This is a genomic window from Burkholderia orbicola, assembly GCF_900100915.1.
GTDB lineage: Bacteria > Pseudomonadota > Gammaproteobacteria > Burkholderiales > Burkholderiaceae > Burkholderia > Burkholderia orbicola.
This window is the reverse complement of sequence record NZ_FNKW01000001.1, coordinates 2377374-2395176: the sequence shown is the minus strand read 5'-3', so window position 1 is coordinate 2395176 and position 17803 is coordinate 2377374. Positions and strand designations below refer to the sequence as shown.

The following is a 17803-nucleotide window of genomic DNA, read 5'->3' as shown; positions in this document are numbered from 1 at the left end:
ATAGCCGCATTTTATCGCGAAGCGCCTCCGATTCCGACCGCCCGGAGGGCCCCGCTCGCAATTTGTTACGTTCGCACGGCACAATGCGGCCAAAAAGGAGAAAAAAAGCCGCGCGGGGCTTCGGACCCCGCGCGGCTTTTGCGCAAAAAACAGTGACGGATCGGCTTCGGCCGATCCGGGCTGCCGGCCACCGGGCCGGCTCGATGCGGCTCAGCAGGCGCTCAATAGTGCTCGCCGACCCGCACGATCTTCAGCGTGTTGGTGCCGCCCGCCTGCCCCATCGGCTCGCCGACGGTCAGCACGACCATGTCGCCATGCTGCACGTAACCCTGCTTGACGACGATCTCGAGCGCCGCCTGCAGCGCCGAGTCGCGGTCGCTGTTGAAGTCGACGTGCAGCGGCGTCACGTTGCGGTACAGCGCCATCGTGCGCTCGCTGCCGACGCGCGGCGTCAGCGCGAAGATCGGCACGTGCGTGTAGTGACGCGACATCCACAGCGCGGTCGCGCCCGACTCGGTCAGCGCGATGATCGCCTTCGCGCCCAGGTGGTACGCGGTGAACAGCGCGCCCATCGCGATCGACTGGTCGATCCGCGTGAACGTGCGGTCGAGGAAATCCTTGTCCAGCTCGACTTCTTCCGACTTTTCCGCCTCGACGCACACGGCCGCCATCGTCTCGATCGTGACGACCGGATACTTGCCGGCGGCCGTCTCGGCCGACAGCATCACCGCGTCGGTGCCGTCGAGCACCGCGTTCGCGACGTCCGATACTTCCGCACGGGTCGGCACCGGCGCGTAGATCATCGATTCCATCATCTGCGTCGCGGTGATCACGAGCTTGTTCGACTCGCGCGCCATCCGGATCATCCGCTTCTGCAGCGCCGGCACGGCCGCGTTGCCCACTTCCACCGCGAGATCGCCGCGCGCGACCATGATGCCGTCGGACGCGTCGAGGATGCTCTGCAGCGCCGGAATCGCCTCCGCGCGCTCGATCTTCGCGATCATCTTCGGCTTGATGCCGTACGGCGCGCCCGCGATATTCGCGAGCTGGCGCGCCATTTCCATGTCGGTCGCATTCTTCGGGAACGACACCGCGACGAGGTCCGCGCCGAGCGACATCGCGGTCCGGATGTCTTCCATGTCCTTCGCGGTCAGCGCCGGCGCCGACAGGCCGCCGCCCTGGCGGTTGATCCCCTTGTTGTTCGACAGCTCGCCGCCCACCTTGACGGTCGTGTGAATCTCGTCGCCGAGCACGCGCTCGACGGTCAGCACGATCAGGCCGTCGTTCAGCAGCAGCAGGTCGCCCGGCTTCAGGTCGCGCGGCAGCTCCTTGTAGTCGAGGCCGACGCGCTCGTCGTTGCCGAGTTCGCAGCCCGCATCGAGGATGAACGGCTGCCCCGGCACGAGCGTGGTCTTGCCGTTCTCGAACTTGCCGACGCGGATCTTCGGGCCCTGGAGGTCGGCCATGATCGCGATCTCGCGCCCGACCTTGCGGGCGGCCTCACGCACCATTTCGGCGCGCTGGCGGTGATCGTCGGCCGTGCCGTGCGAAAAATTGAGCCGCACGACGTCGAGGCCCGCCTGCATCATCTGCAGCAGAATCTCCGGCGAACTGGATGCCGGGCCGATCGTGGCGACTATCTTGGTGGCGCGCTGCATGAAACTCCTCATCTGGATCAAGGTGGATGCGCTGGGTGAAACGCTGCGAGAGCCGGAAGCGGCAGGCCCAGCGGCCGCCGCTCCGGGGAGCGTGCCGGTGCTGGCGCCCGGCATCGCTTTGTTCTGAAATTCGTGGTGCTGCACGGCCGCGTCGCCGGCGGCCGCCGGTGCGCGCGGGGCGGTGTTCGCCCGCGCGGGCGCGCGTTTGCGCTTGCCCGCGCCGGCCGGCTGCTCCGCTTTCGCGGAGCGCGCGGCCTTCGTCACCCCTGCGCGCGCCGCCACGCTCAGGCCGCCCGCGTTTCGAGCACTTCCACCGCCGGCAGCTTCTTCCCCTCGAGGAACTCGAGGAAGGCGCCGCCGCCCGTCGAGATGTAGCTGACCTGGTCGTGGATGCCGTACTTCGCGATGGCCGCGAGCGTGTCGCCGCCGCCCGCGATCGAGAACGCGGACGATTTGGCGATCGCTTCGGCGAGCGTCTTGGTGCCGTTGCCGAACTGGTCGAACTCGAACACGCCGACCGGGCCGTTCCACACGATCGTGCCGGCCTTCTCGAGCTGGCTCGCGAGTGCCTTGGCCGTATCGGGGCCGATGTCGAGGATCATGTCGTCCGCTTCGATGTCGGCGACCTGCTTCACCGTGGCCGCGGCCGTCGGCGAGAATTCCTTGGCCGTCACGACGTCGGTCGGGATCGGCACCGACGCGCCGCGCTCGCGCGCTTCGTCGATGATCGCCTTCGCCTCGGCGACGAGATCGGCTTCCGCGAGCGACTTGCCGATCGACAGGCCGGCCGCGAGCATGAACGTGTTCGCGATGCCGCCGCCGACGATCAGCTGGTCGACCTTGCCGGCCAGCGACTTCAGGATGGTCAGCTTGGTCGACACCTTCGAGCCGGCGACGATCGCCACCAGCGGGCGGGCCGGGTTGCCGAGCGCCTTGCCGAGCGCGTCGAGTTCGGCCGCCAGCAGCGGGCCCGCGCACGCGATGGGCGCGTATTTCGCGATCCCGTGGGTGGTCGCTTCCGCGCGGTGCGCGGTGCCGAACGCGTCGTTCACGTACACGTCGCAGAGCTTCGCCATCTTCTGGGCGAGCTCGTCCGAATTCTTCTTCTCGCCCTTGTTCACGCGGCAGTTCTCGAGCAGCACGACCTGGCCCGGCGCGACGTTCACGCCGTTCTCGACCCAGTTCGACACCAGCGGCACGTCACGGCCGAGCAGTTCGGCGAGACGCTTGGCGACCGGCGCGAGCGAGTCTTCCGGCTTGAATTCGCCTTCGGTCGGACGGCCCAGGTGCGACGTGACCATCACGGCCGCGCCGGCGTCGAGCGCGGCCTGGATGGCCGGCACGGACGCGCGCACGCGGGTGTCCTCGGTGATGTTGCCGTGATCGTCCTGCGGGACGTTCAGGTCGGCGCGGATGAACACCCGCTTGCCGGCGAGCTGGCCGGCGGCGATCAGGTCGGTAAGACGCTTGACTTGGCTCATGTTGAACAGATTGAAGTAGTGGATGGGGAAAGGGGGTTCACGCTGGACGTGCGCGGGCTGCCGCGAAAGGGCGCCGGATGCGGCCGTGGCTGGCGGTTCGCATGACGCGCACGGGTAAAAAATCTCGAACGGGCATTCTAGCCGATCCACCCGGCAGACTGACCCGTGCGGCGGCGAATTCCGCCTATTTGGGATCGCGCGCCGGCACGGACGCATTGCTGCAGTGCAGCAATACGCGCGCGCAACCGGGCGGCGCCGGCCAGGCCGGAACGGCGGCCCATCAGAAGATCAGGCGGAGCGCGGTGAACACGAGCATGCCGACGACGATCGTGCCGAGCATGCTGCGCCGCCACAAAAACCAGCCGAGCCCAGCGAGCGCCGCGTAGAACGGATGGTTGGACAGCGCGAACGACAGCCCGGCCGGCGTTTCGAGCACGTCGGGCAACACGACGGCGACCAGCGCGGCGGCCGGCGCGTAGCGCAGCGCGCGCTGCGCGCGTTCGGGCAAGACCGTGCGCTCGCCGCCGATCAGGAACAGCGCGCGCGTGACGGCCGTGACGATCGTCATCCCGACGATGACGATCCAGATCTCGGTCGCGCTCATTCCATGTCCTTTTCGTGCACGGTTTCGGTACGGATGCGTCGCCAGTCGGCCCGCTCGACGAAGAAATCGGCCGTGCAGCCGGCCGCGAGCGCGGCGAGCACCGCGATCGGCAGCGCGAGCCGGTACGGCAGGTCGAACGCGACGAGCGACACGATCCCGGCGACCGCGACGGCCGCGAGCGTCGAGCGGTTCGCGACCGCCGACACCATGATCGGGATCAGCGCGAGCGTGCCGGCCAGTTCCAGCCCCCAGCTCGCGGGAAAGACGCTCGCGAGCAGGATGCCGGCGAGCGAGGACACCTGCCACGACGCCCAGCTCGCGAGCGCCATCCCCCAGAAATACGCTTCCTTGCCCGGCACGCGGCCGTACGCGAAGCCCTGTTTCTGGAACAGCAGGTAGATCACGTCGCCGTTGAAATAGCCGATCGCGAGGCGCCGCCACAGCGGCAGGTAGGAAAAATGAGGCGCCAGCCCGGCGCTGAAGATCACGAAGCGCATGTTGACCATCGCGGCCGTGAGCAGCACGGTCCAGATCGGCAGCTTCGCCGCGAGGAGCGGCAGCACCGCGAGCTGCGACGAGCCCGCGTAGACGAACAGCGACATCGCGCTCGCCTGCCCGAGCGTCATCACGGACTTGCTCATCGCGATGCCGGTGACGAGCCCCCAGGACAGGATCGCCATCAGTGTCGGGGAATAGTCGCGTGCGCCCTGGATCAGCGCGAAGCGGTCGGTGGCGGACAATCGAGCGAGCATCGGAAAGCGGGCCGCAGCGGGCGGTTCGTCGGGACGCCGGCGCCTCCTGCCGGTGCGACCCATCGTTATTGGAATCGGTACCGGACGATTATAGCGCCGGCCCCGTGCCGGCCGACCGGATCGCCCCCAAATGACGCTAAAATAAGCGTCTTTCCGGCTCAACGCTGCACAACCCGCAGCACACCACCGCTTCCAGGAGAATCGTATGTCAATGGCCGACCGCGACGGCAAGATCTGGATGGACGGCAAGCTGATCGACTGGCGCGACGCCAAGATCCACGTCCTGACCCACACGCTGCATTACGGCATGGGCGTCTTCGAGGGCGTGCGCGCGTACAAGACGGCCGACGGCGGCACCGCGATCTTCCGCCTGCGCGAGCACACCAAACGTCTGCTGAATTCCGCGAAGATCTTCCAGATGGACGTGCCGTTCGACCGCGAAACGCTCGAAGCCGCGCAACTCGCGGTCGTGCGCGAGAACCGGCTCGAGTCGTGCTACCTGCGCCCGATCATCTGGGTCGGCTCGGAAAAGCTCGGCGTGGCCGCGAAAGGCAACACGATCCACGTCGCGATCGCCGCATGGCCGTGGGGCGCGTACCTCGGCGAGGACGGCCTCGCGAAGGGCATCCGCGTGAAGACGTCGTCGTTCACGCGCCACCACGTGAACGTGTCGATGGTGCGCGCGAAGGCGTCGGGCTGGTACGTGAACTCGATCCTGGCGAACCAGGAAGCGACGGCCGACGGCTACGACGAGGCGCTGCTGCTCGACGTCGACGGCTACGTGTCGGAAGGCTCCGGCGAGAACTTCTTCCTCGTGAACAACGGCAAGCTGTACACGCCCGACCTGTCGTCGTGCCTCGACGGCATCACGCGCGACACGGTCATCACGCTCGCGAAGGACGCCGGCATCGACGTGATCGAGAAGCGCATCACGCGCGACGAGGTCTACACGGCCGATGAAGCGTTCTTCACCGGCACGGCCGCCGAAGTCACGCCGATCCGCGAACTCGACAACCGCACGATCGGCAGCGGCGCGCGCGGCCCCGTCACGGAAAAGCTCCAGTCGGCGTTTTTCGATATCGTGTCGGGCAAGAACGCGAAGTACGCGCACTGGCTGACGAAGGTCTGAGCGCGCCGCGCCCCGACCGCCCCACACAAGAGTGATAAGAGAAAGTCTCATGAGTGAAATCAAGGAAATGCCGCTCGTCGAGCTGACGGCCAAGGATCTTCCCGCCTATTGCCCGAACCCGGCCATGACGCGCTGGAATGCCCACCCGCGCGTCTTCATCGACGTGTCGCACGGCGAGGCGCGCTGCCCGTACTGCGGCACGCGCTACAAGCTGCGCGACGGCGAGGTCGTCAAGGGCCACTGAGCCCCGGCGGCCGGGCCTGAAGGCCCACCGTCCCGCAAGGCGGCGCAGCCGGGAGTCCGGCGCGCCGCCCGTCCCCATTCTGGCAACCCGAACGCGGCGCCCGAGCGCCGTGCTTCATTACGACATCGGAAGTCGACCTGATGCGTCGAGCGCTGGTTATCGCACCGAACTGGATCGGTGACGCATTGATGGCGCAGCCGCTTTTTGCGCTGCTGAAGAAACTCCATCCCCGCATCGCGATCGATGCCGTCGCACCCTCATGGGTCGCGCCCGTGCTCGAGCGGATGCCCGAGATCCACGATGTCTACGCGACCGATCTCGCGCACGGCAAGCTGCAGCTGCTGCGCCGCTGGCAGCTCGCGAGCGACCTGCGCGACGTCGGCTACGACGCAGCGTACGTGCTGCCGAACTCGCTGAAGTCCGCGGTGATCCCGTGGCTCGCGAACATCCCGCTGCGGATCGGCTACACGGGCGAGCACCGCTACGGGCTGTTGAACGTGCGGCACGCGAACCCCGACAAGTCGGGCGAGCGGCCGCCGATGACGACCCACTACGCGGCGCTTGCGTACGCGCCGGGCGCGAAGCTGCCCGAGTCGATGAAGACGCTGCCCGCCCCGCGCCTGGACGCCGACCTGAACGAGACGGCCCGCGTGTCCGCACGTTTCAATCTCGATACGCGCAAGCCGCTCGTCGTGTTCTGCCCCGGCGCCGAATACGGCCCGGCCAAGCGTTGGCCGCCCGAGCACTTCGCGACGCTCGCGACCATCGTCCACCAGTCGTTCCCGTATACGCAGATCGTCGCGCTCGGCTCGCAGAAGGATGCCGCGGCCGCGCAGGCGATCGCCGACCATGCGCCGAACGTGCGCAACCTGTGCGGACAGACGTCGCTGTCCGAGGCGTGCGCGCTGATCGCGCGCGCGAACGCGGTCGTCACCAACGATTCGGGGCTGATGCACGTCGCCGCCGCCTTGCGCCGGCCGCTCGTCGCGTTGTACGGATCGACCGATCCGCGCCACACCCCTCCGCTGTCGGACCTGGCGAAGGTACAATGGCTGCATCTCGAATGCAGTCCCTGCTTCGAACGCGAGTGCCCGCTCGGCCACCTGAAGTGCCTGCGCGAACTCGGTCCGGAGCAGGTATTCGGCGATTTGCGCGGCATGCTCGTCGGGCAGCGCTGACCCTGACCGGCAGCGTCGCACGGCGCGCCGGGCAATCCGATTCACCGGTGTGCGGCGGCTCGATCCGGGCCGCCGTGCTGAATACGGCGCGCGATGCGCGCGAGAGACCACCCCGATGCCACGTTTTGCCCGCCTCTTCGAAGCCGCTGCCGATACGCTGAACGCCTACTACCAGGCCGTCGCGGATGCCAATCTCGACGCGCTGCTGGCGTTGTGGATCGACGAGGATTTCGCCAGCTGCGTATGGGCGGACGGCGAGCATCTGCACGGCCTCGACCAGATCCGCGGCGGGCTCGCCAACCGGCTCGCGACGCGCCCGGTCACGATCGAGCCGCTCGACATCCGCGTGTACGACAGCCTCGGCACGGTCGTCTATACGATCGCCGAAGCGCATCAGCAGGCCGATCTGACGGCCGAACCCGACATGGTTTTCGCGACGTACGTGATGATCCACGAACGCGGCGAATGGCGCATCGCGCACATCCACGCGAGCCCGATTCCTGAACAAGCGGCCGGACAATTCGCCGCGAAGATCCGTCACGGGCAGGGTCCGCTGCACTGACGAAGAACGAAGCAACGCATTAGCGGGGCGATCATGAGTACGGCTTCTCCGCCCACCTCGCCGCTGACCGGGGCTCCGGCCCCCAACGACGATTCATTGCGCTATCGCGCACCGCGCTGGCTGCCCAACAGCCATGTGCAAACCATCGTGCCCGCGCTGTTCGCGCGGCGGCCGGTAGTCGGTTATCGGCGAGAGCGATGGGAAACGCCCGACCACGACTTCATCGACCTCGACTGGGTCGCGCACCTCGACAGCGCGGCGCCGGCGCCCGACGCGCCGCTGTTCGTGCTGTTCCACGGCCTCGAAGGCAGCTCCGGCTCGCACTACGCGCTCGCGATGATGGCCACCGCGCGCGCGAACGGGTGGCACGCCGTCGTCCCGCACTTCCGCAGTTGCAGCGGCGAGATCAACCGCCAGCCGCGCTTCTACCATCTCGCCGACAGCGCCGAGGTCGACTGGATCCTGCGCCGGCTCGCCGCGCAGCATCGCGGGCCGCTGGTCGTGGCCGGCGTATCGCTCGGCGGCAACGTGCTGCTGCGCTGGCTCGGCGAGCATCGCAGCGACACGTCGATCGTGCGCGCCGCCGCCGCGATCTCCACGCCGATCGACGTGCACGCGGGCGGCCGCGCGCTGTCGCAGGGGTTCGCGATGGTCTACACGCGCAGCTTCCTGAAGACGCTCAAGCGCAAGGGGCTCGCGAAACTCGAACAGTACCCGGGGCTGTTCGACCGCGACGCGATGCTGCGGGCCGTGACGATGCGCGACTTCGACGAGGTCGTGACCGCGCCGCTGCACGGGTTCGCGAACGCGGACGACTACTGGACGAAGGCGACCACGCGGCCGCTGCTGCGCGCGATCGACGTGCCCACGCTGATCCTCAACGCCCGCAACGACCCGTTCCTGCCCGAGTCGGCGCTGCCGGGCCCGGCCGACGTGTCGCCGGCCGTCGAGCTCGACCAGCCCGCGCACGGCGGCCACGCGGGCTTCATGACCGGGCCGTTCCCCGGCCGCCTCGACTGGCTGTCGGCGCGGGTGTTCGGCTATTGCTCGAAATTCGTCGACCATGGATGACATCGTCAGGCAGGCGCTCGCCAAATGGCCGAACGTGCCGGATTGCACCGGCTGGCTGCTGCTCGACCGGCGCGGCACATGGCGGCTGCGCGACGACGCCGCACAGGCGACCGGCGAGCTCGGCTCGCCGATCCGGCATGAGGCGCTGAACGCGTTCATCGGCCGCAACTACGCATGCGACGCGCAAGGCCAGTGGTTCTTCCAGAACGGGCCGCAGCGCGTGTACGTCGAGCTCGCCTATACGCCGTGGGTCGTGCGGCTCGCCGAACGTGACGGGCAGCTTGCGCTCACCGACCAGACGGGCGCCCCGTTCGAACCGGATGCGGCCTGGCTCGACGACGGCGGCGGCGTGCTGTTTCGCGAGGCCGGCACGCCTGCGCGCATCGCGGCGCTGCACGATCACGACCTTGGGCTGCTCGCCGATCACGCGGATTTCGATGCCGAGCCGCCGGTGCTGCGCTGGCGCGACGGCCGCACGCTGTCGCTCGGCAGTATCGCGTGCGCCGACGTGCCGGGCCGGTTCGGCTACGTCGCCAGCCCGGCGCACCACGCACGCGACGCGGCCGACAGCGGCAACTGACCCGCCGCGACGCCGGCTGCGTTCGCCCCGCGCCGGCCGCTACCCGCGGCCGTTCTTCTCGTCGTCGCGCTCTTCCTTGTAGCGCGCCTCGAATTCCAGCAGCCGCGCGCCGATGATCGACTGCTCGTAGAACGACACGTCCTTCGCGTCGCGCGCCTCCTTCAATTGCCGGATCGCCGACGGCCACGCTCCGTCGAGCGCCAGCTTCTCCGCCAGCGCCCGGCGCCGCGCGAGCACGTCGCCCTTGCCGTCGCTCGACTTCGCGAGGTAATCCCACCAGTCCGGCTGTTCGGGGTCGGCCTTCGCCTGCGCCCGCGCGAGGGTTTGCGCTTCGGCGAAGCGGCGCGCGGCGATCAGCGCCTGCAGGTGCGCGACGATCGCCGCGTGCGACGCCGGCCAGCGCCGCTGCGCGAGCGCCGAGAGCCGCACCGCGTCGTCGGTCCGGCCCGCGCGGCGGGCGATGTCGGCGGCCAGCACGTCGAGACTCGGCGAGCTGGTCGCCGGGTCGTCCTCGCGCCGCTCGCGCGTATCGAATGCGGCGCGGGCCGACGCGAGCGCGTTGTCGGCCGCGTCGTACTGGCCGAGCAGCGTGTTCGCGAGCGCGATGCCGTACCAGTTCGCCGCGACGTTCGGCGCCGTGTGATCGTCGATCTCGAGCTGCATCCGGCGCGCCTCGGCCGCGATGTCGGTCGGCGCCCGGTTCTGCAGGACGCGCAGCCGTGCCCGCACGAACCCGTATTCGGCCGACTGGCGCGGCTGCCGGTACGGCGCGCGGCGCGCGCGATCCTCCATGTCGGCAATCCGCTCCCCGGTCAGCGGGTGTGTGCGCGCATAGGCCGGCACGCCCGCATCGCCCATCGACGCGCGGTCGAGCCGCTCGAAGAAGCCGGGCATTCCGTACGGGTCGTAGCCGGCCCCCGCGAGCAGCTGGAAGCCGACGCGGTCGGCCTCGCGCTCGGCCGACCGCGAGAAGCGCAGCTGGTTGTCGACCGCATACGCCTGTCCGCCCATCGCGATCGCGCTGCCGAGATCGCCGCTGCGCGCGAGCACGCCGGCCAGCACGCCGAGCAGCATCGTCGCGAGCGCCGTGTAGCCGGTCTTCTCGCTCGCACCGATCATCCGCGCGATGTGCCGCTGCAGCACGTGGCCCATCTCGTGGCCGACCACCGATGCGAGCTCCGACTCCGTCTGCGTCGTGACCACCAGCCCGCTGTTGATCCCGATGAACCCGCCCGGCATCGAGAACGCGTTGATCTGCGGATCACGCACCGGGAACAGGTCGAAGTCGGGCGTGTAGCCGCCGATGTAGCGCGCCGCCGCCGCGGCCGCGAGCCGCGCCGCCATCGCGTTCAGGTAGTCCCGCACCAGCCAGTCGTCGAGATAGTCGGGATCGCGCCGCACCTCGCGCATCACGCGCTCGCCGAGCCGGCGCTCGGCGCGCGGCGTCAGCGAACCGCCGGAGCCGTCGCCGAGATCGGGCAGTTCCAGCGCCCGCAGCGGCGCGCGCAGGCTCGCGACCGGCGCCGACGCACCGGCCGCGCCCGAGAACCGGCTTTCCGCGCCGCCGTACGTGCCGAATACGCCGGTCGCGATGCCGGACGGCACGGTGGAAATCGACGTCGCGCCGCCTGCCGCCGGCTCGAGCGGCGGCGCGGATGCGCTCTGCGCATGACCGCCCGGCGGCAGCGCGAGCGCCGCCGACAGCGACACGGCAAGCAACTGTTTGACACGCATGGCAGGATGAAAACGACGCCGTCCCGCGCGCGCGGCGCGCATCGCGGCGTTTGGTCTGAATATTCGGGTCATTGTACCGGCGCCGCGACGACTGTCCCGTGCCGCGCGAGCGTCATCTGCGCCTCCGGCAACGCGAACGCCGCTGCTATGATAAGCGCCCGTTGCGAGGTTGGATCGGTTCGCCGCGCCGGTACGGGATGCGGTGCCCGGCCGGTCGCGCGGCTGGATCGAGGGACCTGCGCGCGCACGCCGTTCCACTAGAGGAAGACATGTCAGGACTCACCCATTTCGATGCCGCCGGCCACGCCCACATGGTCGACGTCGGCGACAAGCAGGAAACCCGGCGCATCGCGATCGCGCGGGGCACGATCCGGATGCTGCCGGCCACGTTCGCGCTGATCCGCGACGGCAAGGCCAAGAAAGGCGACGTGCTCGGCGTCGCGCGCATCGCGGCGATCCAGGGCGCCAAACGCACGGCCGACCTGATTCCGCTGTGCCACCCGCTCGCGCTCACGCGCGTGGCCGTCGAGTTCGAACTCGACGACGCGCTGCCGGGCGTGCATTGCGTCGTGCAGGTCGAGACGTTCGGGCGGACCGGCGTCGAGATGGAAGCGCTGACGGCCGTCCAGGTCGGGCTGCTGACCGTCTACGACATGTGCAAGGCGGTCGATCGCGGGATGGTGATCACCGACGTGAGCGTGCGGGAGAAGCGCGGCGGGAAGTCGGGGGACTGGAAGGCGGAAGACGCGGCGGGGTGAATACCCGGGCACCACCGGCCCGTCAATTCGAGATAAACCGTTTTATCTCATACAATTACCGGATTCCGCACGAGAGAGCGTGCGAACCAGCACAACAAAAGCGAGCACTGGTGATGAATTCGCAAGCGTTAAGAAGCGCGTTGCTGGCCGGACCGGTTCAGCATGAGCGCCTGATCAAACTGGATACCCCGCTCGGGCCCGACGTCCTGTTGCCGCAGCGCGTCACGGGACGATCGCGCCTCGGACGCCATTTCGAGTTCACCGTCGATACCGTGTCGGTATCCGACCACCTCGAACTCAAGAAACTGATCGCGCAGCCCGTGACGCTGTGGATCCAGCAGGCCGACCAATCGTATGCGCCGCACCACGGCTACGTGCATGCGGCCCGCCGGCTCGGGTCGGACAGCGGCGTCACGCACCATCAGATCGTCTTTGCGTCGTTCCTGCACTTCCTGAAGTTCCGCCGCGATCAGCGCATCTGGCAGGACCGGTCGGCGGACGACATCATCGCCGACGTGCTGAACCAGCATCCGCAGGCCAAGGGCCGCTTCACGTTCAAGCTCTACCAGCCGCTGCCGTCGCGCTCGTTCTGCATGCAATACGAGGACGACTGGAATTTCGTCCATCGCCTGATGGAATCGGAAGGCCTGTACGGTTTCTGGGAACAGGACAGCGACGGCAAGTCGCACCGGCTCGTCATCGTCGATCGCATCGACGCGTTGCCCGCGCTGTCGCCGCGAACCGTGCGCTTTCATCACGCGGGCACGGGCGACGAAGCCGACACGCTCGTCCAGTTCAGCGGTACGCGCACGCTGCGCAGCGTCGCACGCACCACGCGCACGTTCGACTACAAGCAGCCGCCCACGGCGTCGAATCCGAAGGCCACCCATACGCCGACGATCGCGAACCAGGGCGATCTGCCGCAGCAGCTCGAAGTCTACGAATACACGGGCGCCTACACGTATCCCGAGCAGTCACGCGGCGACCATCTGTCGAAGATCTGGATGGAAGAGCAGGAATCGCACGCGAAGCGCTTTCACGGTGTCGGCGGTGTGCGGCGCATGGACGCGGGACGCGTGTTCGAGTTCGCGGAACACCCCGAACACGACAAGGACGATGCCGGCCAGCGCGAATTCGCCGTGATCGAAACGGCGTGGGTCATCGTCAACAACCTGCCCGTGGCCGACGAGCCGGCCGTTTTCCCGCACAGCCTGCAGGCCGAGATCGGCAGCATCATGCAGGCCACCGATACGGACCGGTCCCGCGTGCGTCATCCCGACGGCAGCGAGGGCTTCTTTCAGATCCGCATCGAGGCGCAGCGCACGACGGTGCCGTTCCGTAGCCCGTTCGAGCACGCGAAGCCGCCGATGCACCTGCAATCGGCGATCGTCGTCGCCCCGCAAGGCGAAGAAGTCCATACGGACGAGCTCAACCGCGTCAAGGTCCGCTTTCACTGGGACCGCTTGAACGACGGCGACGAAAAGGCGTCGTGCTGGCTGCGTGCCATGGCGTCCGATTCGGGCAATGGCTACGGTGCCGTCCACCCGCACCGCAGCGGCGAGGAAGTGCTGGTCGACTTCCTCGGCGGCGACTGCGATCGTCCGATCATCGTCGGCAAGGTCTACAACGGCGCGACGAGCCCGCAATGGCACAGCAACGGCATCCTGTCCGGGTACCGGTCCAAGGAATACGCGGGCGCCGGCTACAACCAGCTGGTGCTCGACGACGCAACCGCGCAGAACCGCGTGCACCTCTACAGCAGCCAAGCCAACACGCACCTGCACCTCGGCTACCTGATCGACCATACGGGCAACAACCGCGGCAGCTATCTCGGCAGTGGCTTCGACCTGCGCTCGGACGCCTACGGCGCCGTGCGCGCGAACCGCGGGCTGTACGTCACGACGCATCCCAAGCAGGCGGCCAGCCAGCCGCTCGACGTCGACGAAACCCGGGAGCAGCTCGTGCGCGCGCAAGGGCTGATCGACGCCATGTCGCAGGTCAGCGCGCAGCATCAGGGCGAGTCGCTCGACCCCGGCCACACGGCGCTGAAGCAGTTCAGCGACGCGACGCAGAACAGCGTGAGCGGCAACACGTCGGGCGGCCGGACCGCCGGCGGCGGAACCGGCAACGCCAACGCGTTCAAGGAGCCCGTGATGCTGTTCGGCAGCCCGGCCGGCATCGGGATGTCCACGCAGCAGTCCGCGCAATTTTCCGCGGACCAGCACATCAACCTCGTCAGCGGGCAAAGCACCCACGTCGCCGCCGGAAAATCGCTGATCGCCAGTGTCCTCGACCGGATCAGCCTGTTCGCGCAGAACGCGGGGATGAAGCTGTTCGCCGGCAAGGGCAAGGTCGAAGTGCAGGCGCAGGCGGACAACATCGAGCTGACCGCGCAGAAGGCGCTGAAGCTGATCGCCGTCACGCAATCGATCGAAGGCGCCGCGGCGAAGGAGATCCTGTTGACGTCCGGCGGCGCCTATATCCGCATCGCGGACGGCAACATCGAAGTGCACGCGCCCGGCAAGATCGACATCAAGGGCGCGCAGCATGCGTTCAGCGGCCCCACCCACCTGTCGCAAACGATGCCGACGTTGCCGAACTCCAACGGCAACTACGACCAGGCGTTCATCGCGCACTGGGCCGGCACCGACATTCCGGTCGCGAACACGCGGTACCAGATGTTCTCGAACGGCAAGCTGCTCTCGGAAGGCGTCACCAATGCGGCAGGCGAAACCGGGCTCACGCAGAGCCACGTGCCGCACGACGTCGTCGTCAAGTTTCTAGGGAAATCGAATGGCTGACGGACAACAGGGCAAGGTGCTCGGGACCGGTGCGGGGATGCTGACCCCGACGGGATACCAGGATCGGCCGAAGGTGCAGATCAACATCTGCGACAAGCATGTGACGCCGGCTGCGGATTCCATTATCGGAACGTGCCCGTACTACTACCGGCCGCTGCATGGCGAGTACTGGGAAACGGTCGAGAAAGTCAGCACGTCGAGTATCTGGGCGACCGTCAAGAAATTCGCCACGTCATGGGATCCGTGGAAGGACACGAAAGTTGCCCGTGAACTGCTGCATCGGCGGGAGAACCTGATACAAGCCGAAAGCACCGATTCCGACTGGTCCCGCCACGGCAATTTCATGATGCGTCATATCGGCTGCGGACATAAGCCGCCGGGATATTACGTCAGCTACGGTTACTACTATTGCTCGAATTACGGCAAATACCTGCTCCCGCAATTGAGCGACAAAGGCAAGGCGTGGCTTGCGAGCGCACGCTGGTTCCTGCAGCATTATCTGGAACAGGGTTTGCAGCAGAACATGCGCGGCGACACCATTTCGATCAGGGGCAAGAAGCCGAACAGCGGCGGTTGCGAGATGAACGTGCCGCAGTACGCGCTCGAACTGGATGACGACACCTTCAAGACGTACGCGTTCAAGACCCACCCTCTCGCCTATCTCGACGGCGGCCTAGCGGGGCTCGGGCCTGTCGATATGTACTACATCCTGAAGCAACCCAACGCCCAGGAATGGGGTGATCTCAGAACGTTCTCCCAGGCGTTCGACAGCGGTGTCGGCGTGGGCAAACAATACGTCGACAATACCGTGGAATATGCAAAAAAGGCCGGTGATGCCGTCAACGAACATGTCATCGACCCTGTTGCACAGGCAATCGAAAAACTGATGCCGAAATGAAATGACGAAAAAATTCCTGAAACTGTCGCTGGGTGCGGCAGTCGTGTTCATTGTCTTGATTGTCGGGTTCTCATCTATGTCGAATGACTGGCAGGTCGTTTCCAACACTTTCATGAAGAACAGCAAGCCTTACGGCGGAGGCGACTTCGTGATATCGGGAAACGAAGCGATCACGCTGAAGATCAGCGATCCTGAAATCACCTTCAAGCCGTACGCTGAATGGAAGGACAAGGAAAAAGCCGAGCCGGCCGAAGCCTGGATGAACGACAGTCGCGAAACGCTGAACCGGACGTCGGTCGAATTCTGGCGCGGCCCGGTGAACGGCGACATGACGCGCCATTTCAAGCAGGTGGGCCAGACCGCTGCCTGGTGGCACGCCAAGGACTGGACGGTCGAATTCATCAGCACCGGCTGGATGGACTACAAGTCGCCTCAGCCTGCCGATGGGCTGACGCCGCAAGTGACCAAGCTCTGGAAGTCGTCCAACGGCGGACGCGACTGGGCGCAGCTCGCATGGCCCGAAGACCGGAACATCGGTCGCCTGCTGTTTCTCGACCCGCAGCGCGGCTATGCGATCGGCTGGGGCCCCCACGTGTGGCGCACGTCCGACGGCGGTCAATCGTGGCGGGAAATCCAACTGCCACCGGGTGCTGCGGACGCCGGCAAACCCCGCCGCACCTTTGACGGCATCGACCTCGGCCCGGACGGTACTTTGCGCGTGGCGTACCACGTCGAGAAGTCCGAGCATGGTTCCGCCGGAAGCGTGGTCTATCGGCTCGGCTGGGAGCAATCCGGGTTCGCCCTGGATGCAGTTTTGCCCGAACAGGTCGTCGTCAACCTGTCCTCGTCTCCGACCGCGTCGAATCACTATGCGCTTTACGCGCTGTCGCGCCTCGGCGAACCGCGCAATTTAGATAATCCCGCCGACAAGGGAAAACGCGTCGGCGCCATTTCCACCTGGACGAACAATGCGCCTGAGCAGGTGCGGCAGCTGCATTCGTTTGACGACACGCTGACGCTCGATAGTCTGAGCGTGGGCCGGGACGGATTGCTGCTCGTCTACGCAACCGACTCCAGCCGCAACGGCACGCCGCTCGATGTCACGTTCGTCAGCAGCGACGGTGGGAAGACCTGGGACTCGAGCAAGGACAAGCCGGCTCAGGGCGGGTATTTCAACGCCCAAACGAACACACTGTATTCGCTGGTCGCCTATACGCTCAAGAAGCGGCAGTTCTGATCGTTCCGATGCGATTGCCGCGGGGCGCCCGTCGCGATTCGGGTGCCGGCTCCGCGGCCTACGGCCGATCCGAAATGGCCGGGCAATGCGGGGCCCGGCCGCACGATCACGACGCGACGCCTGCCAGAGCCGTCAGATACCGGTCCTGCCGGGTCGGTCATGTCTCATGGGTGACCGCATATCCAATGACAAGCAAAAACACACTTGCATCGGCGCAAAAACCGGATCAAGACGGCAAGCACCGATACGCTCTATCCGGTGTTCGCCTACCCACTACGGAAACGGCAATTCTGACCGCTGCCAGACGCACTTGCCGTGGGTCGAGTCCGCAGAATCGGACGACGCCCGCGGCACGACCGTGCGTCATTCGACGCGCCGCGGCTCGAACACGAACGGTTGCGTCAGCAAGAAAGGATTCGCCGTCGCGCCGGTCTGCACGCAGCTCGCGTGCGTCATCGCTTCGACGGCCGCGCGATCGGCCGCCGCGTTGCGGCTGCTCGTCGTCACGGTGACGTTCTGCGCTTCGCCGGACGTCGTCATCAGCGCACGCACGAGCACGGTCGCCGGGCGCGTGAGCGGCTTCGCGGTATCCGGATAGACCGCACGCGGAATGTGGCAGGTCAGCTTGCTTTCCTGCGACGACGACAGCATCGCGCAGCCGGAAAACAGCATCGCGACGGCGGGCAGGATCAGGTAGGTCGAGCGAATGGCCATGGTCGAATATCGTTCTTCAGTACTGTTCTGGGCACACGCGCCGCGCAACGAAGGCCTTCCCCCGCCCGCATCGCGTGTGTCGCACTGCGCCGCGGCCATCGGACCGGCGCCCCGTTACGGCCGCACGGCCGAGCGATGCCCGGCCGCGATCCTGCTCGGCGCAATCCCCGGATAACCGGGAAGTGTGCCGTGTTGGCACCGCCTGCGCCCCACGCCGACGCGCACGCGAGCCCTTTCGCGCATTGTGCCCGCGCCGCCCGGTCAGCAGGCGGCAATTTGACAATGGTTGACGCGAATCGCCGCCCCTTCGACCCGAATCCGCGCGATCCGCGACGTAATCGATAGCCGATCGGCTCAGCGCGTGATGCGCCGGGCCATGTTGCGCCGACGACGTCAGCCCGC

The 17803-nt window shown here is 67.2% G+C and carries 17 protein-coding genes; 11 read left to right on the top strand and 6 right to left on the bottom strand.

Features of this window, described 5'->3' with window-relative positions; translation table 11 throughout:
- Window positions 1-221: 221 nt before the first annotated feature.
- Entirely contained in the window at window positions 222-1658 is a 1437-nt protein-coding gene (gene pyk / locus BLS50_RS11430; protein ID WP_011546106.1) for a pyruvate kinase, read from the bottom strand.
- On the opposite strand from pyk, the gene BLS50_RS36300 reads away from it, so the two are divergent.
- Window positions 1657-1785, top strand: coding sequence for a hypothetical protein (locus BLS50_RS36300; RefSeq protein WP_023476234.1), 129 nt, complete (start codon window positions 1657-1659; stop codon window positions 1783-1785). The two genes, pyk and BLS50_RS36300, sit on opposite strands and share 2 nt — an antisense overlap.
- 157 nt (window positions 1786-1942) lie before the next feature.
- Here BLS50_RS36300 and BLS50_RS11425 read toward each other — a convergent pair whose 3' ends face one another.
- From BLS50_RS11425 to BLS50_RS11415, 3 genes are all read right to left on the bottom strand, one after another.
- Window positions 1943-3139, bottom strand: a complete 1197-nt coding sequence (locus BLS50_RS11425; RefSeq protein ID WP_011694387.1) for a phosphoglycerate kinase — start codon at window positions 3137-3139, stop codon at window positions 1943-1945.
- A gap of 280 nt (window positions 3140-3419) precedes the next feature.
- A complete protein-coding gene (locus tag BLS50_RS11420; protein ID WP_006477942.1) occupies window positions 3420-3743 on the bottom strand; it encodes an AzlD domain-containing protein in 324 nt (107 codons plus the stop codon).
- Window positions 3740-4495 carry an AzlC family ABC transporter permease gene (locus BLS50_RS11415; protein WP_012329152.1) on the bottom strand — a complete coding sequence of 252 codons (756 nt, stop codon included), beginning with the start codon at window positions 4493-4495 and terminating at the stop codon, window positions 3740-3742. Before BLS50_RS11415 ends, BLS50_RS11420 begins: the two co-directional genes overlap by 4 nt.
- A gap of 205 nt (window positions 4496-4700) precedes the next feature.
- Between BLS50_RS11415 and BLS50_RS11410 the strand changes: the two genes are divergently transcribed.
- The 6 genes from BLS50_RS11410 to BLS50_RS11385 all read left to right on the top strand — a co-directional run bounded on the left by BLS50_RS11410 (window position 4701) and on the right by BLS50_RS11385 (window position 9259).
- Window positions 4701-5624, top strand: coding sequence for a branched-chain amino acid transaminase (locus BLS50_RS11410; protein WP_074802239.1), 924 nt, complete (start codon window positions 4701-4703; stop codon window positions 5622-5624).
- 49 nt (window positions 5625-5673) lie between these two features.
- Window positions 5674-5868 (top strand): zinc-finger domain-containing protein, encoded by a 195-nt coding sequence (locus BLS50_RS11405; RefSeq protein WP_006482499.1) that lies wholly within the window; start codon window positions 5674-5676, stop codon window positions 5866-5868.
- A 140-nt stretch (window positions 5869-6008) separates the two neighbouring features.
- Window positions 6009-7046 carry a lipopolysaccharide heptosyltransferase II gene (gene waaF / locus BLS50_RS11400; protein ID WP_006477936.1) on the top strand — a complete coding sequence of 346 codons (1038 nt, stop codon included), beginning with the start codon at window positions 6009-6011 and terminating at the stop codon, window positions 7044-7046.
- Window positions 7047-7161: 115 nt separating this feature from the next.
- Entirely contained in the window at window positions 7162-7608 is a 447-nt protein-coding gene (locus BLS50_RS11395; RefSeq protein ID WP_006477934.1) for a nuclear transport factor 2 family protein, read from the top strand.
- A 33-nt stretch (window positions 7609-7641) separates the two neighbouring features.
- A complete protein-coding gene (locus tag BLS50_RS11390; protein WP_027809228.1) occupies window positions 7642-8679 on the top strand; it encodes a YheT family hydrolase in 1038 nt (345 codons plus the stop codon).
- Window positions 8672-9259, top strand: a complete 588-nt coding sequence (locus tag BLS50_RS11385) for a DUF2946 family protein (RefSeq protein WP_074802238.1) — start codon at window positions 8672-8674, stop codon at window positions 9257-9259. Before BLS50_RS11390 ends, BLS50_RS11385 begins: the two co-directional genes overlap by 8 nt.
- A gap of 39 nt (window positions 9260-9298) precedes the next feature.
- Here BLS50_RS11385 and BLS50_RS11380 read toward each other — a convergent pair whose 3' ends face one another.
- Window positions 9299-10993 carry a M48 family metalloprotease gene (locus BLS50_RS11380; RefSeq protein WP_053523910.1) on the bottom strand — a complete coding sequence of 565 codons (1695 nt, stop codon included), beginning with the start codon at window positions 10991-10993 and terminating at the stop codon, window positions 9299-9301.
- 269 nt (window positions 10994-11262) lie between these two features.
- Here BLS50_RS11380 and moaC point away from each other — a divergent pair, with 269 nt between their 5' ends.
- The 4 genes from moaC (at window position 11263) to BLS50_RS11360 (ending at window position 16687) form a co-directional block, all read left to right on the top strand.
- Complete coding sequence (moaC, locus tag BLS50_RS11375; protein WP_011546113.1) at window positions 11263-11751, top strand: cyclic pyranopterin monophosphate synthase MoaC; 489 nt, start codon at window positions 11263-11265, stop codon at window positions 11749-11751.
- Between the two features lie 113 nt (window positions 11752-11864).
- A complete protein-coding gene (locus BLS50_RS11370; protein ID WP_074802237.1) occupies window positions 11865-14552 on the top strand; it encodes a type VI secretion system Vgr family protein in 2688 nt (895 codons plus the stop codon).
- The gene (locus tag BLS50_RS11365) at window positions 14545-15450 is read left to right on the top strand and encodes a hypothetical protein (protein ID WP_074802236.1); all 906 of its coding nucleotides are present in this window, start codon (window positions 14545-14547) and stop codon (window positions 15448-15450) included. The genes BLS50_RS11370 and BLS50_RS11365 overlap by 8 nt, the downstream gene beginning before the upstream one ends.
- Before the next feature lie 76 nt (window positions 15451-15526).
- Complete coding sequence (locus BLS50_RS11360) at window positions 15527-16687, top strand: WD40/YVTN/BNR-like repeat-containing protein (protein ID WP_074802796.1); 1161 nt, start codon at window positions 15527-15529, stop codon at window positions 16685-16687.
- Window positions 16688-17050: 363 nt separating this feature from the next.
- On the opposite strand, the gene BLS50_RS11355 is transcribed toward BLS50_RS11360, so the two are convergent.
- Window positions 17051-17401, bottom strand: coding sequence for a TonB family protein (locus BLS50_RS11355; RefSeq protein ID WP_074802235.1), 351 nt, complete (start codon window positions 17399-17401; stop codon window positions 17051-17053).
- Window positions 17402-17803: the final 402 nt, after the last annotated feature.